The 21691-nt window shown below is 66.3% G+C and carries 18 protein-coding genes; 12 read left to right on the top strand and 6 right to left on the bottom strand.

Annotated elements, in window-relative coordinates:
- Positions 1–216: 216 nt before the first annotated feature.
- The 4 genes from AC1DP9_RS18120 to AC1DP9_RS18105 all read right to left on the bottom strand — a co-directional run bounded on the left by AC1DP9_RS18120 (position 217) and on the right by AC1DP9_RS18105 (position 4043).
- On the bottom strand, positions 217–702 hold the full coding sequence (locus AC1DP9_RS18120; RefSeq protein WP_477108106.1) for a group III truncated hemoglobin: 486 nt from the start codon (positions 700–702) through the stop codon (positions 217–219).
- Positions 703–765: 63 nt separating this feature from the next.
- Complete coding sequence (locus AC1DP9_RS18115; protein ID WP_477108105.1) at positions 766–1260, bottom strand: RrF2 family transcriptional regulator; 495 nt, start codon at positions 1258–1260, stop codon at positions 766–768.
- 127 nt (positions 1261–1387) lie between these two features.
- Positions 1388–3508 (bottom strand): TonB-dependent receptor family protein, encoded by a 2121-nt coding sequence (locus AC1DP9_RS18110; protein ID WP_477108104.1) that lies wholly within the window; start codon positions 3506–3508, stop codon positions 1388–1390.
- A gap of 139 nt (positions 3509–3647) precedes the next feature.
- Positions 3648–4043, bottom strand: coding sequence for an RrF2 family transcriptional regulator (locus AC1DP9_RS18105; RefSeq protein ID WP_477108103.1), 396 nt, complete (start codon positions 4041–4043; stop codon positions 3648–3650).
- 374 nt (positions 4044–4417) lie between these two features.
- Here AC1DP9_RS18105 and AC1DP9_RS18100 point away from each other — a divergent pair, with 374 nt between their 5' ends.
- From AC1DP9_RS18100 to ccsB, 8 genes are all read left to right on the top strand, one after another.
- Entirely contained in the window at positions 4418–5356 is a 939-nt protein-coding gene (locus AC1DP9_RS18100) for a multicopper oxidase domain-containing protein (protein WP_477108102.1), read from the top strand.
- Positions 5357–5376: 20 nt separating this feature from the next.
- Positions 5377–6081, top strand: coding sequence for a c-type cytochrome (locus tag AC1DP9_RS18095; protein WP_092297918.1), 705 nt, complete (start codon positions 5377–5379; stop codon positions 6079–6081).
- Positions 6078–6449, top strand: a complete 372-nt coding sequence (locus AC1DP9_RS18090) for a c-type cytochrome (RefSeq protein WP_441590912.1) — start codon at positions 6078–6080, stop codon at positions 6447–6449. The genes AC1DP9_RS18095 and AC1DP9_RS18090 overlap by 4 nt, the downstream gene beginning before the upstream one ends.
- Positions 6450–6475: 26 nt before the next feature.
- A complete protein-coding gene (locus AC1DP9_RS18085; RefSeq protein ID WP_092297915.1) occupies positions 6476–7399 on the top strand; it encodes a multicopper oxidase domain-containing protein in 924 nt (307 codons plus the stop codon).
- Between the two features lie 72 nt (positions 7400–7471).
- Positions 7472–8896: a heavy metal-binding domain-containing protein gene (locus AC1DP9_RS18080; protein ID WP_477108101.1), complete on the top strand. Its 1425-nt coding sequence runs from the start codon at positions 7472–7474 to the stop codon at positions 8894–8896.
- A 66-nt stretch (positions 8897–8962) separates the two neighbouring features.
- Entirely contained in the window at positions 8963–12115 is a 3153-nt protein-coding gene (locus AC1DP9_RS18075) for an efflux RND transporter permease subunit (RefSeq protein WP_477108100.1), read from the top strand.
- Positions 12112–14148 carry a cytochrome c biogenesis protein ResB gene (locus AC1DP9_RS18070; RefSeq protein WP_477108099.1) on the top strand — a complete coding sequence of 679 codons (2037 nt, stop codon included), beginning with the start codon at positions 12112–12114 and terminating at the stop codon, positions 14146–14148. The genes AC1DP9_RS18075 and AC1DP9_RS18070 overlap by 4 nt, the downstream gene beginning before the upstream one ends.
- On the top strand, positions 14145–15329 hold the full coding sequence (ccsB, locus tag AC1DP9_RS18065; RefSeq protein ID WP_477108098.1) for a c-type cytochrome biogenesis protein CcsB: 1185 nt from the start codon (positions 14145–14147) through the stop codon (positions 15327–15329). Before AC1DP9_RS18070 ends, ccsB begins: the two co-directional genes overlap by 4 nt.
- 24 nt (positions 15330–15353) lie before the next feature.
- On the opposite strand, the gene AC1DP9_RS18060 is transcribed toward ccsB, so the two are convergent.
- A complete protein-coding gene (locus AC1DP9_RS18060; RefSeq protein WP_454757086.1) occupies positions 15354–15494 on the bottom strand; it encodes a hypothetical protein in 141 nt (46 codons plus the stop codon).
- Positions 15495–15607: 113 nt separating this feature from the next.
- Positions 15608–16519, bottom strand: a complete 912-nt coding sequence (locus AC1DP9_RS18055) for a LysR family transcriptional regulator (RefSeq protein WP_454757087.1) — start codon at positions 16517–16519, stop codon at positions 15608–15610.
- Positions 16520–16661: 142 nt separating this feature from the next.
- On the opposite strand from AC1DP9_RS18055, the gene AC1DP9_RS18050 reads away from it, so the two are divergent.
- From AC1DP9_RS18050 to AC1DP9_RS18035, 4 genes are all read left to right on the top strand, one after another.
- On the top strand, positions 16662–17441 hold the full coding sequence (locus AC1DP9_RS18050; RefSeq protein WP_477108097.1) for an SDR family oxidoreductase: 780 nt from the start codon (positions 16662–16664) through the stop codon (positions 17439–17441).
- Positions 17442–17460: 19 nt separating this feature from the next.
- Complete coding sequence (locus AC1DP9_RS18045; RefSeq protein ID WP_477108096.1) at positions 17461–18360, top strand: SDR family oxidoreductase; 900 nt, start codon at positions 17461–17463, stop codon at positions 18358–18360.
- Between the two features lie 583 nt (positions 18361–18943).
- A complete protein-coding gene (locus AC1DP9_RS18040; protein WP_477108095.1) occupies positions 18944–20293 on the top strand; it encodes an HlyD family secretion protein in 1350 nt (449 codons plus the stop codon).
- 132 nt (positions 20294–20425) lie between these two features.
- On the top strand, positions 20426–21691 hold the full coding sequence (locus AC1DP9_RS18035; RefSeq protein ID WP_369823508.1) for a hypothetical protein: 1266 nt from the start codon (positions 20426–20428) through the stop codon (positions 21689–21691).

The following is a 21691-nucleotide window of genomic DNA, read 5'->3' as shown; positions in this document are numbered from 1 at the left end:
CCCCCGTACTTGAAATATAGCTTGACCGCCCTGATGCGATCCTCGTACGAATACATGAACTACCTCCAAGTAGTCCAAGTTTTCATCCGCACCCCCGAACCGGACATTACAACTTTGCCGCTACATCCCTTATACGCATAATGCGTATTATGTTAAATAAATGATCCGAGGCCGAAAGCCCTGCAGGCAGCCTTGCCCCGGACATGCTGCGGCTGGCTACCTGCCCGTGTACCGGTCCAGCAGCTCCCGTTGCCCGGCTGGCACCTCGTAGGACATGCCGTACATCCCCAATTGCAGGCTCTTGGCAATGCGCAATGCCGGCCGCACGAACTCGGCTGCTATTGGTTTGTTGAAAGTGGCTTGTGCCGTGTCGATGAAGAGTTCGAGCCAGCGGTCGAAATGATGGCCCTCGATCCCCGCGAGCATCATGTGGCGGGACAGGACATGCCCCCGGTAGCGCTTGCTCCCAAGGACAATGCTTGACCAGAACGTGTCCATCGTTGTGAGATGCTGGTCCCATCGGCCCGAGATGACTCGGTCGAAAAGCGGGCCGATACTCTCGTCGGCGCGAACCCGCGCGTAGAAGGCACGGACAAATGCCGATATTTCGGCTTCGTCGGGCAGTTGCGCGCCTTGGGCCACGGCGTCGCTGGCGGTCTGAAGGTTATTCCCGGGCATCGTCATCCCTAAAAGATGCATCATGAATGCATCTTATCATCTATATAGTCGGGGCTGACGAATGCGCAGATAAACCCCTGCCCTTCGTCAGGTCTTCGCAGCTTGCCTTGAGACCTTGACGGGGATCCGCGCCAGCACAGACGCGGCAGCGTGCTCGTCCAGCACGCGCTGCATCATCTTCGGCTTGAGAATGAGATCTTCGAGCGTGTGTTCGTCCAACACCCGGAAGTATGCGTCAAGCGCCGCGTGCAGCACGCCGCGCAAGCCACATATCGGGGTGATGACACATTGATTGCCTTCCGCGTGGAAGCATTCGACCATCGCAAAATCGCTCTCCATCGTGCGAATCACGTCGCCGACGTTGATCTTGGACGCGGGACGGTTGAGCTGGACGCCGCCGGAGCGGCCCCTGAGGGTATGCAGGAAACCCTCCTGCCCCAGCCGGTGCACGATCTTGATCAGGTGGTTCCTGGGAATGCTAAAGCTGTCCGCAATCCGCTGGATCGTCACCAGTTCGTCCGGGTGCGCAGCAATGTAGATTAACGTACGTAGTGCATAGTCGGTGTAGTCGGTCAGTCTCATCTTCGATCCCCACTCGCCTCCAGGACGGGACGCGTCAGTATATCTTACGCGCCAAATGCATCTTTTAGGGAATCGACCCTCGAGTCAGGTGGGATGCGGCCGCCAGGACCGCCGCATCCCACCACGATCAGAACTTGTACTTCACCCCCGCATACAACGCGCGTCCGACCCCTGGGTAGAAAACCGCCGGGTTGGCAGTGCGCGCATTCGCCACGGTGCCGAAGTCACTGACGTAGCGTTTGTCGGCCAGGTTGCGGGCGTCGAGGAACAGCGTGACGCCGCGCTGGAATTCGTAGCTGGCCTGTATGCCGAACAGCACGTAGGCCGGCACCTTCATCGTGTTGGCGTAGTCCACGTAGGCGCCGGTCGGCACCCAGTCGATCGTGCCCGCCACGCGCAGCGCGGAGCCCCTGTTGTAGGCCACGGTCGTGCGGAGCACATGCTGCGGCACGCCCGCGATGCGGTTGTTGCCGTAAACCGGATCGTTGTCGAAGCGGAAATCGCTGTAGTTCCACATTTGCGACAGCGTGAGCCGGTCGCCTGCGCCAATGATATTGCGCAGTATCTCGGCGCTGGCGCCCAGCTCCACGCCCTGCAGGATGGTCCGGTTGGCGTTGAACGTGGAGGCTGGCACGTCGGGGCTGACCGTGTACTGCAGCATCTGGTCGCGCACCAGCGAACGATAGAGTGTCAGGTCCCAGCCGAAGCGGTCCAGTTGCCCGCGCGTGCCCGCCTCCACCGTCCAGCCGCGCTGCTGCGCCAGTGGCACGAACTGGTTGGTCGCGCCGATGGTCTGGTTCAGGTCCGAGAAGTCCGGCACGTCGGCGCTGCGCGTGATGTCGACGAAGGCCTGCACGTCCTTGCGCGGCTCCCACAGCACGCCGAACTTCGGATTCACGCCGCTGTAGGTGGCGCTGTCCGACTTGGCCGTTGGGCTGGCGGACAAGCCGCCGTAGTCCTGGTACTCCCGCCGGTTGCGGTACGCCTTCGCTCCCGCCATCAGCGCGACCGTAGGCCGCACGTACAGCCGGTCTTCGAGATAGGCCTCGTAGTTGAAGGCATCCTGCCGGGCGTTCAGCGTCTGTGCGCCGCGGTCGCCATTGACGTTGACGTATTGGCGGGCATTGTTGTTGCCACCAAAGAAGCGTGCCCCGGCGATCAACTGGTTGCGCATGCCGCCCAGCGTGAAGTTGCCGGTGTAGCGCGGCGCAAAGCCGTAGGTCCAGTAGTCCTGATCGATGACCTGAAAGATCGGGTGGTACAGGCTCTTGTGGATGATCCAGGTGCTGAAGTCCAGCTGGCCGTTGTCCAGCTTCACGCTGGTCACGTTGGCCAGCCGCTCGGTGCGTGTGTTACGTGCCTGGTCCCCGGCCAGCGCACTGGCGGACGCCTTGCGCGGATCGTTGAGCGCCTCATTGAGCGTGAGCGTGCCTGGCAGCAGCTGGTCGACCACGTAGGCCCCGAAGTAGAAACGCGTTTCCACGGCCGGGCTGAAGCGGTAGCCGAAGTTGGCGTTGAGCTGTTCGTACTGCCCGCGTTCGTGGTTGCGGTAGCCCTCCGAGTGATTGACGCTGAGATTGGCGAGGAAGTCGAATGCGCCGATCTGTCGCGATACCTGGCCGCTGGCGCGCGCGGTGCCGAAGCTGCCACCGTCCACGCGCAGCATGTTTGGCGCATCCGCCGTCAGCGCGGTTGGCGTGGTGAAGTTGACGGCGCCGCCCAGCGTCGAGCTGCCGAATGCCAGCCCGTTGCCGCCCTTGTAGACCTCGGCCGCGGAAAGTCCGATGGGATCGATCTGGTAGTAGTCACCGCTGCCGTCCGCGAAGTTGGTCGGCACGCTGTCCTGCAGGATTTCCAGGCCACGCGTGTGGAAGCCGCGCGAGATGCCGGAGCCGCGGATCGACAGGCGCAGCTCCTGGCCGTAGCGCTCCTGCACGTAGACCCCGGGCGAGTCCTTGAGGACATCGCGCAGATTGCTGGCGTAGGTATCGGTGTAAGACTGCGCATCGACAAATCCGACCGATCCGGCCGATTGGAACAGCGTGTCACGCTGGCGGGCCACGCCGGGCACCGTGAGTGAACCCTCGGCTGGCGCCGCTGCGCTGACGGTGATGGTGGGCAGCGTGGGGAGTGGCGCGTCATTGGATGCCTGCGTGGCGTTGGTTTGCGCGATGGCCGCGCCGCTCAGCGCGAGCGTCTGTACGACTACAGCAATGGCGGTCTTGCGCCAGGCTTTTTCAGATCTCATTTTGTTCTCGTCTACGTTTCAGGTGCCGTGGTATGGACCCCGGGCAAGCAACGGAAGCATACGAAGCACGTATCGGCCTGCGCCATGCGACATGGCAGCGCACGGCATTGAAAAGGTCTATTGCGATGTCGGGAATCGATCAGGGCAGCAGATCCGCTATCGAGTAGCCATCGAGCACGGTGAGGTAGGCCACCAACGCCCCACTCAGCACCGCGTGACAATCGGCAACGCTCGAGACCACGCAAAATCCCCCGGCGCGAAAGCACGCCATCAAGTCCAACCTGTATTCCAAGACCCGGACCACGTCGCCCACAGTGATGGCCGATGCAGGACACGCCAGGCGTGTTCCACCGATACGCCCGCGTGCGGTGTCGAGGTAGCCAGCACGGCGCAGCGCGTGGACGATCTTGACGACGTGATTGAGCGGCAGCCCAATGGCGTCGGCGATGTTCCTCGCCGTCTGCGGCCTGCCATCGTTGCGCGCGAGATGCACCAGCGCATGCAGTCCGTACTCGGTATAGACGGTCAGGCGCATCACGCATTCCGGCAAGGTGGCACCGTCGGATGGCGGAAAAAGACAGCGACATAGGTATCCATTAGCTCGCAAGACTTCCCGTTCCAGGTTTCGATGAAGTCTATTAAAGATGCATACCAAATACAACATAAATGCTCTGCATCGGATAAAAAGGCAAATTTCCGTTGCCTGGAGGACGCGATAGTCCTCACGGGTGGTGTGGCTTAACCCGCTCTGCCGCATCTAAAGATGTATAGTGAATGCATCTTTAAAGGCGAAGGCCGGCCACTCAAACAATCGGGGGTACCAAGTTGAAGTCCTTACTTTCCGCAATCCTTGCCACATCGGCGCTTCTGACGGCGCACGGTGCTTGCGCGGCAACCCGGAACTTCGAGATGAACATCGAAGACACCCGGGTCACGCTGGTAGACAAGCAGCAATTCCATACGTTTGCATTCAACGGGCAGGTGCCAGGTCCGCTGTATGTGGTGGATGAAGGCGACGATGTCAACGTCACCGTCAACAACCTGACCGCCCTGCCCCACACCGTGCACTGGCACGGCATGTACCAGAAGAACTCCTGGAAGAACGACGGCGTGCCGGGTGTCACCCAGGAGGCCATCAAGCCCGGCGACTCTTTCAAGTATCAGTTCAAGGCGGCGCCGTCCGGCACCATGTGGTACCACTGCCACGTCAACGTCAATGAACACGTCGCCCTGCGCGGCATGTGGGGGCCGCTGATCGTCCGGCCGAAGAATCCGACTGCGCTGGAGAGGAAGGTCACCAAGGAATTCATCCTGATGTTCTCCGAGTGGGACTCCAAGTGGGCGGACAAGCCCGGCTTCGGCGGCCTGCCATCAGACAAGCCCGACTACTTCACGATCAACGGCAAGGCTTATCCGGACACCCAGCCCATCCGTATCGAGAAAGGCGACGTGGTCCGCCTGCGCCTGATTGGCGCTGGCGACGGCACGCACAGTTTCCACCTGCACGGGCACAGCTTCAAGATCGCCTTCAAGGATGGCTTCCCGCTGGCCAACCCCATCATGGCCGACACCGTGCTGTTCGGGCCCGGTGAGCGCTACGACCTGATCTTCGAAGCCGACAACCCTGGCCGCTGGATGGTTCACGACCACGTCGACTCCCATACCGTCAACGGCGATCGTCCGATGGGCGGAATCATGAGCGTCGTGGAGTATGCGGGCGTGCCTTCGGACCCCTGGTACGACTGGGCCGGCAAGAAGTACCAGCCCAACTTCTACTACGAGGAATCGCTGAAGAAGGGGCCCGGTCAGTACAGCAACGACTTGCTCAAGGGCAAGGCCGTCCAGTAATCGACCCAGGAACGATCTCGATGAACATCCCTCACCTCACGCGCCTTGCCGTGGCCGCCCTCGCCTTCACGGCGGCGGGCACCGCCGCCCAGGCGAAAACCGGGCAGGAAGTCCTGCAGGCGCAATGCGTGGCCTGCCACGCCGTCACGAAACCCCAGAAGCTCGATGTGGATCGTCTGTGGCAACGCAAGGGCCCGGACCTGTACTACGCGGGCGTCAAGTTCAACCAGCCATGGCTGGAGAAGTGGCTGCAGAGCCCGACCACCATCCGCCCCGCGGGGGTGATGGTGGCCCGGGCGGTCAAGGCCTCTGCCGACAAGGGGCCCGACACCATCGACCCCGCCGCGCTGAGCCCGCACCCGAAGCTGGACAAGGACGAGGCCGCCGCCGTAGCCGCCGAGTTGATGAAGCTCGGCGGCGATGCCGGCCTGGTGGAGAAAGGCGGCTTCAAGAACGACCCGCCCAACGCCTCCATGGCCAGCCTGCTGTTTGCCAAGCTGCGCGGCTGCGCCTCCTGCCATTCGGCCAAGCCGGGCAACGGCGGCAGCTCTGGGCCGGAGATGGTGGATGGTGGCGCGCGGCTGCAGCCGGACTACGTGGTCGCCTACATCAAGGATCCACAGAAATTCGACCCGCACGTCTGGATGCCGCGCCTCGACCTCAATGATGCCGATATCCAGAAGCTGGCCGGATACATCACCACGTTGAAGGGAGAGCCGAAATGAGGCGCCAGACGACTTTCCTGATGCTCGCGCCGCTGCTTGTGGCCGCTGGCATCAACCGTGCGCATGCCGACGACCAGTTCGCGCACGCCACACGGCTCTACAACACGTATTGCGTGCAGTGTCACGGTGTGAACCGTGACGGCAACGGTGTGAACAGCCGCGACATGGCGGTCAAGCCGCGCGATCACACCGACACCAAGGCTATGGGTGACACACCGGATGAAACGCTGTTGAAGGCGATCAAGGGAGGTGGTCTCGCTGTAGGGAAATCCGTTCTGATGCCGAAATGGGAGGGCCTGCTCACCGACGACGACATGAAGGAAATGGTCAGTTACCTGCGCTTCGTAAGCAAGACTGGCACCAAGTAATACGCAACCGAGGAAAAACAAGACAAATGAAAGCCCTTCCAACCCTGCTCTTTGCCGCCGCCGCTCTCCTGGCCGGCGTGCAGGCGCATGCGAAGACCGTCAAGGTCACGATGACAGCCAAGGAGATCGACCTGCCTATCGACAACAAGGGGACGATGTACCGCACCTGGACCTTCGACGGCCAGGTGCCGGGCACCGTGGTCCATGTCACCGAAGGCGACACGATCGAGTTCACACTGATCAACGACAAGGCGAACAAGAACTCGCACTCGATGGACTTTCACGCGGCACGCGTGGATGTCGTCAAGGACTTCGAGGCCGTGAAGCCGGGTGAAGAAGCCCACTACACGTTCACTGCCGACTACCCGGGGGTGTTCTTCTACCACTGCGGCGCGGACCCGATGATCCAGCATATCGCACGCGGCATGTACGGCACGATCATCGTGGATCCGAAGGATTCCAAGGCCATGCCGAAGGCAGATCGCGAGTATGTGCTGATCCAGTCCGAGCTGTACGCGAATCCGGACAACCAGGCGGACATGATGGCCAACAAGTGGACCAACGTCATGTTCAACGGCAGCATCTTCAAGTACGACCCGGTGCATGATCCGAGCGCCACCCGCGTGCTGCAAGCCAAGCCGGGCGAGCGCGTGCGGATTTACTTCGTCAACGCCGGTGTGAACGAGTTCTCGTCGCTCCACCCCATCGCGGGTATCTGGGATCGCGTCTACGGCAGCGGCAACCCCAAGAACGTCCACGTGGGCATGCAGAGCTTCGTGGTTGGGCCGGGCGATGCCGCCACGTTCGACCTGATCTCGCCGAAGGAAGGCGCCAACGCCATCGTGTCGCACTCGCTGCGTCAGGCGCTGTCGGGCGCCATCGCCATCATGCAGTTCTCCAATGATGCCGATCCGAAGGCCGGCAAGGGCGACAACATCCTCGTGAGGTAAGCAGCGCGGGGCTAACGGCTGGCCGAGGCGGGGACATCGTCGCGGCCGGCCACAGAGAGCAAGGTGAAAAACATGAAAGAAGGTGCGATGCTGGGCATCGGCGGCGCTACCGTGGCACTGCTGGCTGGTGTGGTGGGAATGGTGGCTTCGTACGACTACGTCAACGATCCACTGATCAGCCAGGCGCGGGCGGTGACCGCCGATGCTGGGGCGCATGCGGATGGCGGGCACGACCAGATGCACGGTCGACCTGAAGCGGGGAATGCACTGCTGACGGCGGCAACCAAGTCCGCCAGTGGCGCCACGCAGTACACCTGCCCCATGCATCCGAACATCGTCACGGCCCAGCCGGGAAGCTGCCCGATCTGCGGCATGCACCTGGTCAAGGCCGGCGCCACCCAGTCGATGCCGCAGCACCAGCACGCGCAGCAATCTGCTGCCGCCGCGCCGATTGCCGTGACCGTGGGCGATGCCGCCTACCGGCAGATGGGCATCGCGGTGGAGGTCGTCACGCACCGCCAGTTGAAACCGGTCATCAATACCTACGCCGTACTCGAATCCGACCAGGGACGTGCCACGTCCGCCACGCCGAAGTTCGAGGGCTGGATCAAGCGCCTGGGCGTCGCCGCAACCGGCGAGCGGGTGCGTCAGGGCCAGGTGCTTTACGAGATCTACTCCGCCGAGGCGCAACAGCGCCAGCGCGACTACCTCGACCTGCTGACCCGCCGCGACGGCCTGACCTCCGGCGGCATGGCCGCGCTGGAACAGAGCAACGCGATGCTCGGCAGTCTTGCGCGCGAAATTGCCCGCCAGCGGGACCGCCTGCGTGAAGCCGAGATTCCGCCGGCGGTCATGGCAAAGCTCGATACGGAGCGCCGCATTACCGAGGTCATTCCCGTGCTGGCGCAGCGCGACGGCATCGTTTCCGCCATCAATGTCCGGCCGGGCGGCTTTGCCGGACCCAGCCAGCCGGTGCTGACCTACGGCGACCCGCGCGGCACTAGCGCCACGCTGTCGCTCTATCCCGATCAACTGCCACTGCTTGCGCAGGGTGGCCAGCTCACGCTGACCTCGGACACCGTGCCCGGCTGGCGCGCCACCGCACCGCTGCGTGCCACCACGGCGGAGGTCGACCCGGCCACCCGCAAGGCCCGTGTGCGCGTGACGCTCAACCAGGTGCCCGCCGCCCTCGTCGCCGGCACCTTCCTCCATGCCATCGTCGAGGTCGCGGGCGAGACCACGCTAACGGCACCGCGCGATGCCGTGCTGCGCACCGGCCACGGGAGCTTCGTCATGGTCGCGCTGGGCGAAGGACGTTTCGTGCCGACCGAGGTGCGGCTGGGCAAGGAAGACGCCGAGCGCGTCGAGATTGTCGACGGACTGGCCGAAGGCGCGGCAATCGCCGTGAACGGCCAGTTCCTGCTCGGTGCGGAGGCTTCTCTGGCGGCCACGCGCCAGCGCATGGGCGGCGGCGCGGCCGTGAAAGAGATCCTGTAACGACAAGGCAACAGCGTGGCGGCAGCGCATCCGCCCCAATGACATCGGCATGACGGAGAACATATCGTGATAGGACGCATCATCGACTGGTCCATAGCGCATCGCGCGGCCGTCCTGCTTGCCGCGGCGATGCTTTGCGTGGCGGCCATCGTCTCGCTGCGCAGCCTGCCGCTCGATGCCCTGCCCGATCTCTCCGATACGCAGGTCATCGTCAAGACCGACTACACCGGGCAGCCGCCCCAGCTGGTCGAGGATCAGGTGACCTATCCGCTGGCCAGCGCGATGCTGTCCATTCCGGATGCTGATGCCGTGCGCGGCTTCTCCATGTATGGGCAGTCCTACCTGTACATCGTCTTTCGTGATGGCGTGGCGCCTGCCGTGGCGCGTGCGCGCGTCACGGAACAGCTCAACCAGATCCGCGACCGCCTGCCCGCCGCCGTGTCGCCCACCTTGGGTCCGGATGCCTCGGGCGTGGGCTGGATCCTCGAATACGCGTTGGAGGACCCATCCGGGCAGGTGCCGCCGGATCGGCTCAAGGCACTGCAGGACTACTATCTCGCGCCGGAACTCCGCGCCATCCCCGGCGTGGCGGAAATCGCGGGTGTGGGTGGCAAGGGTCGGCAGTACGAGATCCAGGTGGATCCGCAGCGGCTGGCATCGCTCGATCTCTCGATCGCGGATGTTGCCGGCGCCGTGCGCGAGAGCAACCAGGCCATCGAGGGCGGCGCGTTCGAGCTGGCGCGCTCGCGGCTGGTGGTGCGGGCCAATGGCCTGCTGCGCAAGCCTGCCGACCTGGCCGAGATTCCCGTGGCGAACAGTGCAGACGGCGGCGCGATCCGGCTCCGGGATGTCGCCACCATCGCTACCGTGCCGCGCCCCACCGAGGGTGCCGTCGACGTGGACGGCCACGGCGATGCCGCCAGCGCCATCGTGGTCATGCGCCAGGGCCAGAACACCCTCGACACCATCGAGCGGGTCAAGACGCGCCTGGGCCAGTTGCAGGGCGGTCTGCCGGCGGGCGTGAAGGTGACCATCCAGTACGACCGCTCCTCGCTCATTCTGCGCGCCGTCGATACACTGCGCACCAAACTGATCGAGGAATCGCTGGCCGTCGCGCTCGTCTGCCTGGTGTTCCTGCTGCACCTGCGCTCGTCGCTGACCGCCATCGTCACGCTGCCGGTCGGCATTCTCGGCGCCCTGCTCGTGCTGCGGTTGCAGGGCAGCACCGCCAACATCATGTCGCTGGGCGGCATCGCGATTGCCGTGGGGGCGATGGTGGACGCCGCCATCGTCATGGTGGAAAGCATGCACCGGCGCCTGGAAAAGGAACCCGACCCCGCACCCGCGCGCCGCTGGGAGATGGTGCGCGCCAGCGCGAACGAGGTGGGTCCCTCGCTGTTCCTCTCGCTGGTGGTGATCGCCGTGTCCTTCCTGCCGGTCTTCGCGCTGCAGGGGCAGGAAGCGAAGCTGTTCTTCCCGCTGGCCTTCACCAAGACCTATGCGATGGCCTTCGCGGCCGGGCTGGCCATCACGCTGACGCCGGTGCTGATGGGCTACGCGGTGCGCGGCAAGATCCGTGGCGAATCCCGCAACCCCGTCAGCCGTGTCCTGCGTGCCGTGTATGCGCCGCTGCTCTTCGGCACGCTGCGCCATGCCCGTCTGGCGCTGGTCGCCGGCCTCGCCCTGGTGCTGAGCGCCGCGTGGCCGCTCTACCGGCTGGGCAGCGAGTTCATGCCGCCCTTGGACGAAGGCGACCTGCTATACATGCCGACCACGCTGCAATCGGTCTCCGCCGCCGAGGCGCAGCACATCCTGCAGATGACCAATCGCATGATCCTGCAGGTTCCCGAGGTCGAGCACGTGTTCGGGAAGGTGGGCCGCTCGGACTCGGCCACTGATCCGGCGCCGCTGTCGATGATCGAGACGACTATCCGCCTGCATCCGCGCGACCAGTGGCGCCCCGGCACGTCGATCGAGGACGTGATCGCAAAGCTGGACGCCGCCGTGCGCGTGCCAGGCCTGACCAACTCCTGGGGCTATCCCATCCGCACGCGCATCGACATGGTGTCTACCGGCATCCGCAGCCAGCTCGCGCTCAAGGTCAGCGGGCCGACACTCGCGGGCATCGACACCATGGCCGGCGAGATCCAGGCCGTGCTCAATCGGGTGGAAGGCACGCGCTCGGTGTTTGCGGAGCGCGCGGGCAGCGGCCGTTATCTGGATATCGACATCGACCGCGCCGCGGCCGGGCGCCTCGGCATCCGCATCGCGGACATCCAGGGTGTGATCGAAGGCGCGCTCGGCGGCCAGCAGTTGACGGTGATGACCGACGGGCGGGAGCGCATCCCCGTGACGCTGCGGCTGCCGGCCTGGCAACGCGAGACGCCGGACGCCATCGGCGCGCTGCAGGTCAAGGCGCCATCCGGCGCGCTCGCGCCACTGCGCGATCTGGCGCACATCCGCATCAGCGATGGCCCCACCGAGATCAAGAGCGAGAACGCCAAGCTGATCGGCTACGTGTTCGTCGACGTGGCTGGCGCCGATATCGGCGGCTACTACCGCCGCGCCAGCGCCGCGCTGGCGGCGGCCGGCATCCACCAGCAGGGTTACACCGCCACCTGGACCGGGCAGTACCTGCAGTTCGAGAACGCGTCCGCCAACCTCGCACTGATCGGCATCGCCACGGCTGCGCTGGTGCTGGGCCTGCTCTACCTGCACTTCCGCAGCCTGCGGCGCGTGCTGCTGGTGCTGCTCTGCCTGCCCGCCGCCGTGGCCGGGGGCGTGTGGCTGGTGTGGTGGCTGGACTACCAGATGTCGGTCGCGGTTGTCATCGGCCTGATCGCGCTGGCCGGGGTGGCCACCGAGTTCGGCGTGGTCATGGTGCTCTACCTCGACCAGGCGGTCGGCCGCTGGCGGCATGATGGCGGGCACCTCGGCTCGGCGGGCTTCTACCGCGCCGTGGTGGGCGGCGCGCTGCTGCGGCTGCGGCCCAAGGCCATGACGGTGTCGGTGATCCTTGCCGGGCTGCTGCCGGTCATGCTGTCCGACGCCACGGGCGCTGACGTGATGAAGCGGATCGCCGCACCGCTGCTGGGTGGGATGCTGTCGGCGCCGGTGTTCTCGCTGTTGCTGATGCCGGCGCTCTACGTCATGCTGTTCCGCGAGCGTGCCGCCCGCGCGCCGCGCCTCGGCACACTGGATAGGGAGGTACGGGTATGAGCACGAACGCCCCAACCCGGCCATCGGCCCACCCCGCACCCATCGCATTCGGGGAACGGGTGCGGAAGGCGGCCCGCGCGTTGTATCACCTGCTTGGCTCGATGCGCTTCGCCGTGGCGATCCTCGTCATCGTGGCGCTGGCGGCCTGCATCGGCAGCATCGTGCCGCAGAACGCCGGGCCGGCCGCCTATGTCTCCCAATACGGCACGACCTGGACGGCGGTGCTGGTGTTCCTCGGCATGACCGACGTCTACCACGCGAGCTGGTTCGGCGCGCTGCTGGTGGTCATGTCCACGTCGACGGCGATCTGCGTGGTGCGCAATACGCCCGCCATGCTCCGGCAGGTCTTCGATCGGCAGGATCGGGTGAACCGCAAGTTCGTCGAGACCCTGCCCTGCCGCGTGCGCTTCCGCCACGACGCAGGCGAGGCCGCGCTGCTGGCCACTCTGATGCCGGCGCTGCGGCGCGAGCGCTTTCGTGTCGCCACACGGCGGACGGCCGATGGGGCGCTGCTGGTGGCGGCGCGGCGCGGTGGCGCGCGGCGCATCGGCTATATCCTGACGCACGCCGCAATCGTCCTGATTACCGTGGCTGCGTTCCTTGACAGCGATCTCGCCGTGCGGGGCCGCGTGCTGGCCGGCCTCCAGCAGATCGAGACCCGCGACCTGCCCGTCGATGCCGTGCCGCCCAGCAGCGTGCTGCCGGCCGGCACGCTCAGCTATCGCGGCCAGCTCACCCTTGCCGAAGGTGAATCGGCCAGCAACGCCATCGTCCCCATCGGGGATGGCTATCTGGTCCAGCCGCTGCCGTTCACCGTGCGGCTGCACCGCTTCCACATCGAGCGCTATCCCAACGGCCAGCCCCGGGACTTCATCAGCGACCTGGAGATCCAGTTGCCCGGGCAGCCGCCGACACGCCACGCGCTGCGCGTCAACCATCCGCTCGCCGAGCACGGCGTCACGCTCTACCAGTCCGGATTTGCCGATGGTGGCAGCACGCTGAACCTGCGCATGTTCTCCCGGACTGGCGCGGCGGTGCCGCTGGCGGCCACCGTGGGCAGCGATGTGCCGCTGCTGATCGATAACGCGCCCTGGACGTTCCAGGCGAGCGACCTGCGCATGGACAACATCCAGGACACCGGCAACGCGCCGGCACAGGGCCTGCTGCGCCGCTACCTCGAAGGCCGCTCCGGCACCGTCGCCGACCTGGGACCGACCATCGAATACGTGCTGCGCGACCCGGCTGGCCAGCCCCGCACCATGGTGACGTACCTGCGGCCGCTGACCTTTGGCGGCGACCGCTACTTCGTCAGCGGCGTGCGCCGGGCGGATGGCGAGGGCTACGAGTACATCCGCGTGCCTGTCGATGCGGACGGATCGGCGACCACGTTCGAGCGATTCGAGCGCCAACTGCAGGATCCCGCCGCGCGGCAGCGTGCGGCGCGCCGGATACTGGCCAAGCCCTCCGCGGAAATGGCGGACGTGGCGGCCCGTGCGCTGGAGGTGTTCGCCCATGACGGCTCGCCCGGCATCGCCGCGCTGGTGGAAGCGACGGTGCCCGAGGCGGAACGGGGCGCAGCCACCACGCTGCTCTCCGGCCTGGTGGTGCGCGCCGCGCGCGCGCTGGCCGCCGAGGACGACGAGCAGGGTCCACAGGACGCCTCCGCCCGGCGCCGCCTGCAGGACCTGCTGAACGCCCACGACGACATGGTGGCCAGTGACGCGCCCGCGTGGGCGCTGGCCGGCACCGTCAGCCAGCGCGCCGCCTCCGGCCTGCAGGTCGCCCGGCGTGGTGGCGATGCGCTGTTGATCGTCAGCCTGTCGATGCTGGCCATCGGCGTGTGGCTGCTGTACGCGGTGCGCGAGCGGCGCCTCTGGCTGTGGTGGGACCCCGCCAGCCGCGTGGCGGTGGCCGGTCTGCGCGCCAATCGCAAGATGCCCGGGCTCGAAGCGGAACTGGCTGCATGGCTGGCGCCGCTCGGCCCCCTCCCGCCGGTGGACGCCGGCAACCGTGACTTATCGGAACCATCATGAAAACTGCCATTGCAGAGCCCGCCCCGGCGGGTGCCTCCGCCCCCGCCCTGAACGCCGCTGCGGTGGCAAATCCGCCACCGGCGGGCACCCTCCCCGGCAAGCTGTTCGCCATCGCGCTGGCGGGCGGGGTCGCCGTCTGTTACGCACGCTGGTGGGCGGCCATGGACGGCTACGAGGTCGTGATCCTCGCGCTGGCCGCCGCCGGGCTGGTCTATGCCGGCAACGCGTGGCCGCCCCTGCGGGCGTTCATGGCCGGCACGGGTGCCGTGGCATCGCTGCTCTGCTGGCAGCTCGGCCGCGATATCGGCGGCGCCGTGGCCGTCGACAACCTCGCCAGCGGCCCTGTGAGCCAGCCGGTTTTGCTGGGCTCGGGCGCGCTGATCGGCGTTGCCACGCTGGCCTCCATCGCCGGCTGGGTAGGACAGCGGGCGCGCCTGGCCGCGATCGGCCGTGCTGCCACGTGGGCCGGGCTCGGGCTCGCGGCTGCGGCCTTCCTCACGCGCTGGTACGAGTCGTACCGCATCGGTGCCGGCATGGGCCACATACCGGTCAGCAATCTCTATGAGGTGTTTGTCGTCTTCATCATCCTGACCGGCCTGATGATGCTGTACATGGCGTCCCGCTATCGCGCGGCGGGGTTCACGGTGTTCACCCTGCCGCTGCTGTGCGCGGCCTACGCCTTCCTGTTCTGGTATGGCGGCGCGCGCGGCGCAGGCGCGATCACGCCGTTGATTCCGGCGCTGCAGTCGTATTGGATGAAGCTGCACGTGCCGGCGAACTTCCTCGCCTATGGCGCGTTCTCGATCGCAGCCATGCTCGGCGGCGCGCGCCTGCTGTCGGGACGGCGTTTCATGAGGTCGCGCATGCCGGATCCGGCATGGATCGACGAAGCGGTGTACCGCGCCATCGCGAGCGGCTTCGCCTGCTTCACGGTCGCCACGATCCTCGGGGCGCTGTGGGCGGCGGAAGCCTGGGGCGGCTATTGGTCATGGGACCCCAAGGAAACCTGGGCCCTGGCGGTCTGGCTGAACTACGCGGCGTGGCTGCACCTGCGCATGCTGGGCAAGGTGAGCGCGCGCGTGCTGGCGTGGTGGGCGGTGGCCGGCCTGTTCGTCACGCTCTTCGCCTTCCTTGGCGTCAACATGTACCTGGCTGGCCTGCACTCGTACGGTTCACTCTGAACGCGGCCGACGGTTACAAAGCGCTCACACCGCGCGCACGTCCACCAATTCGCCTGCCGCGCCACGCTCCCCTTGGGGATCGACGATATCGGCGATGGCCATGGTGACGCTGACGCCCGAGAACAGGAAAGCGACGGCGAGGGCGAAAAGGGTGGCGACTTCCATGAAGCACTCCAGCGACGTTAGGAGTTTCCATTATATGATGCGTCGCACCATCTGTAAATATTTTGTATGTGGTATATCACGAGAGATTGAGTATCTCGCCTGGAAATGATCGATCAGTCGCTTTCCGTCTCTTTTCTGCATCGATCGCCGAATTCCCGGGCGGCCCAGTCGAGAAACGCCCTCACCCGTGGCGATAGCTGCCGGGACCGCTGATACAGCAGCGAGACCGGCGCCGAAGGCGGCGGCGTGTCCGGCAGGATCTCCACCAGTTCGCCATCGGCCAGTTCCCGTTCGATATGGAAGCGCGGCACCTGGGCCAACCCTAGCCCCAGCTTGATCCCGGCCAGATAGCTTTCCGTCCCGGTCACGGTCAGTACGGCCGGTATCGATACGGCCTGTATTTCCCCGTGGACGTCGAACTCCAGCGGCGTGACATTCCCCGTCGTAACCGATCGGATGCCCACCATCTGGTGCCCGTCGAGCGATGCCAGGCTCGTTGGCGTGCCGAACCGCGCCAGGTAAGCCGGCGTGGCGCAGGTCAGCCGGTCCAGGGTCGCCACTTGCCGCGCCACCAGCTCGCTATCGGGCAATTTGCCATAGCGGAGCACGCAATCGACGCCCTCCTGCACCATGTCGACCCAGCGGTCGCCCTCGCTCATCGAGATCTGGATATGCGGATGCCGGGCGAGGAAGTCCGGAAATCCCGGCAGCAGGAAATGGCGCGCGATTGTGCCCTGCACCTCCAGCCGCAGCAGCCCCTTCGGCTCGGCGCCGTTGAAGGCGCCCTCGGCGTCCTCGATGTCGTCCAGGATGGTCAGGCAGCGCCGGTAGTACGCCTCCCCGTCCAGCGTCGGCCGCACTACGCGCGTGGTCCGCTGCAGCAGCCGAACTCCCAGCCGCCCCTCCAGATCGTGGATGACCTTGGTCACCGTCGATCTCGGCACCTCCATGTCGTGCGCCGCCAGCGTAAAGCTGCGCCGCTCCACCACCCGCGTAAATAGCCGCATTGCGTCGAACCGGTCCACCCCACCCTCCGCCGATTGTTTCCCTGCCAGAACAAGTGCGGGCAATTTTAGACCGATTATCTATCCGCTCCAATCGCGCATAGTTCACTCAACCCGCAGCGTCACACAGCGAATGGCGGCCACCCAACCCCGGAGAAGAACCATGAGCACCACCCAGATCACCCCCGAAGCCACCGCCCAGGCCAAGTCCCCCAACCAGCAGGTCGCCATCGTGACCGGCGCCTCGCGCGGCATCGGCGCCGCCATCGCCCGCCGGCTGGCGCAGGACGGCTTCACCGTCGTCGTCAACTATGCCGGCAGCGCTGGCGAAGCCGAGGCGCTGGTCGCCGAGATCGAAGCCGGCGGCGGCCGGGCGATTCCGGAGCAGGCCAATGTGGCCGACCCGGCCGCCGTGGCGCGCATGTTCGATGCCGCCGAAGCCGCTTTCGGTGGTGTGGACGTCCTCGTCAACAACGCCGGCATCATGAAGTTGGCGAAGCTGGCCGACAGCGACGACGCCTTGTTCGACAGCCAGATCGCCATCAACCTCAAGGGCACGTTCAACACGCTGCGCGAAGCGTCGCGCCGCCTGCGCAACGGCGGCCGAGTGATCAACCTGTCGTCGAGCGTGGTCGGCCTCTACCAGCCCGCCTACGCGGTGTACGCCGCCACGAAGGCCGGCGTGGAAGCCATGACGCATGTGATGACGAAGGAAATGCGCGGCCGGAACATCACGGTGAACGTCGTGGCACCCGGCCCCACTGCCACCGCCCTGTTCCTCGACGGCAAGCCGCAGGAAGTCATCGACAACCTCGCCCGGCTCGCCCCGCTGGAGCGCCTGGGCGCGCCGGAGGACATCGCCAACACCGTGGCCTTCCTGGCTGGCCCCGATGGCGCCTGGGTCAACGGGCAAACCATCCGCGTCAACGGCGGCATCATCTGATGCAGGAGCGGAGTCCATCATGAAGAAAGTCATCCTCATCACTGGCGCGTCGAGCGGCTTCGGCCGCCTGACCGCCGAGGCCCTCGCCAAGGCCGGCCACACGGTCTACGCCTCCATGCGCAACACGGCCAGCCGCAATGCCGAAGTCGTGGCGCAAATGGCTGCGTTCGCCCGCACGCATGACGCTGATCTGCGTACGGTGGAGCTGGACGTACAGTCGCAGCCGTCCATCGATGACGCCGTGGCCAGCATCCTCGCCGCCACGGGCCGCATCGACGTACTGATGCATAACGCGGGCCACATGGCCTTCGGCCCCGCCGAGGCGTTCACGCCGGAACAATTCGCCCAGCTGTACGACATCAACGTGCTCAGCACCCAGCGCGTGAACCGCGCCGTGCTGCCCCATCTGCGCCGCCAGGGGCAAGGGCTGCTGGTCTGGGTGTCGAGCAGCAGTTCCGCTGGCGGCACCCCGCCCTACCTCGCCCCCTACTTCGCGGCGAAGGCAGCGATGGATGCCATCGCGGTCCAGTACGCGCGCGAGTTGTCGCGCTGGGGCATCGAGACATCGATCATCGTCCCGGGCGCGTTCACCAGCGGCACCAACCATTTCGCGCACACGGGGTTGCCTGCCGATACCGCGCGCGCGGAGGAATACGAGTCGGGCCCTTATCCCGGCTTTGGCGATGAAATCCAGCACGCGTTCGCCGGCATCGTGCCGCCCGATGCGGATGCGGGACAAGTGGCCGACGCCATCGTCGATGTCGTCAACGCGCCGTTCGGCAAGCGGCCGTTCCGCGTGCATGTCGATCCGACACAGGACGGCGCCGACGTCGGCTTCGCAGTGCTGGACCGCCTGCGTGCCGAGATGCTCCATCGCGTGGGCATGGGAGATCTGCTCGTGCCGCGCGTCGCGCAGTGAGCACGCTGCAATCTCTACGACCTCGTAACATTTTCCCCTACGCTTCTTCCATCACAACTGCACCGAGACACTGCATCATGCCCTGATGCAGTGCTCTCACGTCACCGCTTCATTACTAGTGTTGCGTGACGCGCGCATGACCCTTGTCGCACGCGGCCAACCGAACGGCCGTACTAAGTATTGCGATATACAGTCCTTACACTTCCTTACAGCACGCCCCCGTCAAACTGACTACCTTTGAATCGCTCCGGCAATGCCATGCCGATCCCATCCGCGATATGGTGTCACGGAGCATCAATGGGCGTGTAACGCCTCGCTGTACCGGTCCGCTTTTGTGGACCTCTCAAATGACCGGCCTGCCTGCCCGGTCTGGAAGTAAAGCCAGTTCCGGCGCGTAGCAACAGCCCGGGACCACGCGCATAAGAACTACCTGGGGACGACGACGTTGCGCCTCCGCGCGCGCCAACACCGCGTGCGGGGTGCAGCTTTTGCCCGTGATTTCCGCGATTCCGCTCCGGCCATCGCGGTGGGGACGCTTTTGCCCGTTTTTTTGACGGGCGCTGACTATTGTTCGGAGGATGGCATGCAGAACGACAAGCCCGACAACAAACCAACGTTGCCGACGCGCCGGCCCACCTCCCCCGCGCCCCCGCCCGGCGGTAAGCTCGACGACCCCCTCGTCGCGCGGCGTGGCGGCACGCTGAGCCTGCGGCCGCTGTGGCAGATCGTGCCGCGGCTGGCCAGCTACGGGATGGTGGCCTTCATCATCTGGGTGGTCCTCTCCGTGATGTTCCCCCCCGTGTTCACGCGGTCTTCCGAGCGCGCCGTGGTGAACAGCCCCGTGAACCTCGTCACCACGCCGGTCGAAGGCATCGTGACGAAGCAGATCGTGGCTGTGGGCAGCACCTTCGCGCAGGGGCAGTCGCTGATGACGCTCCAGAATCCCAATACCGACCGCTCGCTGCTGGTGGAACTGCTCGGCAAGCAACTCGACAACCAGAAGCGCTATGAAGCCGCCAAGGCCAAGCTCGAGGGCAACCAGGCGCGGCTGGCGTCCACCGGCGACGACATCAAGCGCTACCAGTCGGCGGCGCAGCGCGAGCATGCGTCCAAGCTGCGCGGCATCGAGGCGCGGCTCTCCGTGGCCAAGCAGCAGATCGACCAGCAGACCGACCTCGTCAATCGCAACCAGGCCATGCAGTGGGCCGGGGCGGTGAGCCAGGCCTATACCGATGCCTCGCGCAACCAGCTCACCGTGCTGGCCGGCAATCGGGATGCGATCCAGGCCGAACTGGATACCGCACGCGGCAGCAGCGAGGCGGCGCGCGGCAAGGTGTACATGTCGAGTACCGACGGCGCGCTGGGCTCGCTCGCGCAACGGCAGGACGAGTTGCGCGCGGAGAACGTGCAGCTCGAAGCCGAGATCAAGCAGTTGGAGGAGTACGGCCAGTCGGTCGACAAACTCGTCGCCGCCGAGCAGGAGCGCGTGGAGCGGGTCACCAACCTCGACATCAAGGCCTATGGCGGCGGCATCGTCGAGGATGTGACCGCCCCGCCGGGTACGCGCGTGGCGGCCGGCGCCACCTTGATGCGCACCACCAACTGCGCCCAGCCGAGCGTGGTGGCGGTGTTCCCGCGCAGCCTCAGCAAGGACCTCCTGCCCGGCGCCAAGGTCAAGGTGCAGGTCGATGGCGTGGCCGTGCCGGTGTCGGGCGCCGTGTCCGAGATCCTGCCGCGCGCCCCCGATGGCGACCAGGCGCGCTACTTCGTGCCCTTCCCGCCCATCGAGAAGAACGAGATCTATCTGATTGCCAAGCTGAACAAGCCTCTGCCTGACTTGCCCGGCAGCAGCGGCAGCGGCACGGACCGCTGCGCGCTCGGCCACTGGGCCAAGGTCAGCCTCGATCGCCCGTGGTTCAAGAGCCTGATCTGAGATCGATTGCGTTCGATTGCGTTCGACTGGATCGGCAATCCCCCACGTTCCCCACGCCCGCAGGAAGGAGACCTCGCCGTGCAGCGTTATTCCCTACCCTCCCAAGCGCTGGCGTGCGCGGGGGCGTGCCTGATGGCCGCCGCGCTCGCCACGCCGCCCCCCGCCATGGCCGCGCCCCCGGTTCCGCCCGACGCCGCGCGCCAGCAATTGCGCGATGGCGCCTGCCAGGCGCTGACCGCGCGCGTCGGCGCCTTGCCCGGCAAGGGCCCGGTCATGCTCGGCAGCTACGAGCCGGCCCCCGGCGGCGAGCCCCTGCCCGCCCCGCTGCGCCAGTCGGCCTTCGTCTATGACAACGCGCTGGCCGGCATCGCCCTCATTGCCTGCGGGCAGCCCGCCGCCGCGCGCCGGATTGCCGATGGCGTGGTGGCCGGCGTCACGCGTGACCGCCACTACCACGATGGCCGCGTGCGCAATGCCTACCGCGCCGGCGCCGTGCCCGATGGCCCGGTGCCGCTGCCGGGCTGGTGGGACGAGCCGAGCAAGAAATGGTTCGAAGACCGCTACCAGGTCGGCACGGCCACCGGCAATGTCGCCTGGGCCGCGCTGCTGCTGCTGGCGGTCTATGAATCGACGCAGGACCGCCGCTACCTGGACACCGCCGGCACGCTGATGGGCTGGATCGACAAGCAGACCTTCGCCAGCGAGCCCCCGGCGGCCTTTATCGGCGGCTTCTTCGGCCATGAGCCCGCGCCGCAGCGGCAGGGCTGGAAGTCCACCGAACACAATGTCGATGCCTACGCGGCCTTCCGCTGGCTGGGCCGCTACAGCGATGACCCGCGCTGGCGCACCGGCGCGGACCGCGCCAAGCGCTTCGTGGAGGCGATGTGGCAGCCCGGCGAAGGCCGCTTCGTCATCGGCACGCGCGACGATGGCCGCTCGCTCAACGCCGGGCCGTCCGCGCTCGATGCCTCGCTATGGCCGCTGATCGCCGTGCCCGAATCGGCCAATACCTGGCGCCGCGCGCTTGACTGGACGCGCAGCCGCCACGCCGTGGGCGGCGGCTACGGCTTCAACGCCAGCCCCGATGGCGTCTGGACGGAAGGCACCGGGCAGGCCGCGCTGGTCCTGCGCGCCATGGGCCGCGAGGACGAGGCCCGCCCGCTCTGGCCGCTGCTGCTGGCCCAGCGGGCGCCCTCGGGCTACCTCTTTGCCACGCCCGAGCGCCGCATCCGCACCGGTCTCCAGATCGGCCCGGACAGCACCACCGACGATTTCTACTACTACCACCTGCCCCACCTCGGGGCCACCGCGTGGGCCATCCTGGCCGCGGCCGGCTGGAATCCGTTCCAGCCCGGCGGACGACAGGCCGACACCGCCAATGTCGCCAACAAGGAGTGA

This window comes from Cupriavidus sp. 01L43 (assembly GCF_056399925.1).
Note: the sequence above shows the minus strand (reverse complement) of the source record. Positions and strands in the feature narration are given on the sequence as shown.

Excerpts from the sequence above, each read along its gene's own strand:
- AC1DP9_RS18120 (WP_477108106.1), bottom strand. The coding sequence starts at position 702 with ATGATGCATCTTTTAGGGATGACGATGCCCGGGAATAACCTTCAGACC.
- AC1DP9_RS18095 (WP_092297918.1), top strand. The coding sequence starts at position 5,377 with ATGAACATCCCTCACCTCACGCGCCTTGCCGTGGCCGCCCTCGCCTTC.
- AC1DP9_RS18115 (WP_477108105.1), bottom strand. The coding sequence starts at position 1,260 with ATGAGACTGACCGACTACACCGACTATGCACTACGTACGTTAATCTAC.
- AC1DP9_RS18060 (WP_454757086.1), bottom strand. The coding sequence starts at position 15,494 with ATGGAAGTCGCCACCCTTTTCGCCCTCGCCGTCGCTTTCCTGTTCTCG.
- AC1DP9_RS18035 (WP_369823508.1), top strand. The coding sequence starts at position 20,426 with ATGGCCGCCGCGCTCGCCACGCCGCCCCCCGCCATGGCCGCGCCCCCG.
- AC1DP9_RS18080 (WP_477108101.1), top strand. The coding sequence starts at position 7,472 with ATGAAAGAAGGTGCGATGCTGGGCATCGGCGGCGCTACCGTGGCACTG.
- AC1DP9_RS18040 (WP_477108095.1), top strand. The coding sequence starts at position 18,944 with ATGCAGAACGACAAGCCCGACAACAAACCAACGTTGCCGACGCGCCGG.
- AC1DP9_RS18100 (WP_477108102.1), top strand. The coding sequence starts at position 4,418 with ATGAACATCGAAGACACCCGGGTCACGCTGGTAGACAAGCAGCAATTC.
- AC1DP9_RS18105 (WP_477108103.1), bottom strand. The coding sequence starts at position 4,043 with ATGCGCCTGACCGTCTATACCGAGTACGGACTGCATGCGCTGGTGCAT.
- AC1DP9_RS18085 (WP_092297915.1), top strand. The coding sequence starts at position 6,476 with ATGAAAGCCCTTCCAACCCTGCTCTTTGCCGCCGCCGCTCTCCTGGCC.
- AC1DP9_RS18070 (WP_477108099.1), top strand. The coding sequence starts at position 12,112 with ATGAGCACGAACGCCCCAACCCGGCCATCGGCCCACCCCGCACCCATC.
- AC1DP9_RS18110 (WP_477108104.1), bottom strand. The coding sequence starts at position 3,508 with ATGAGATCTGAAAAAGCCTGGCGCAAGACCGCCATTGCTGTAGTCGTA.
- AC1DP9_RS18050 (WP_477108097.1), top strand. The coding sequence starts at position 16,662 with ATGAGCACCACCCAGATCACCCCCGAAGCCACCGCCCAGGCCAAGTCC.
- AC1DP9_RS18090 (WP_441590912.1), top strand. The coding sequence starts at position 6,078 with ATGAGGCGCCAGACGACTTTCCTGATGCTCGCGCCGCTGCTTGTGGCC.
- AC1DP9_RS18045 (WP_477108096.1), top strand. The coding sequence starts at position 17,461 with ATGAAGAAAGTCATCCTCATCACTGGCGCGTCGAGCGGCTTCGGCCGC.
- ccsB (WP_477108098.1), top strand. The coding sequence starts at position 14,145 with ATGAAAACTGCCATTGCAGAGCCCGCCCCGGCGGGTGCCTCCGCCCCC.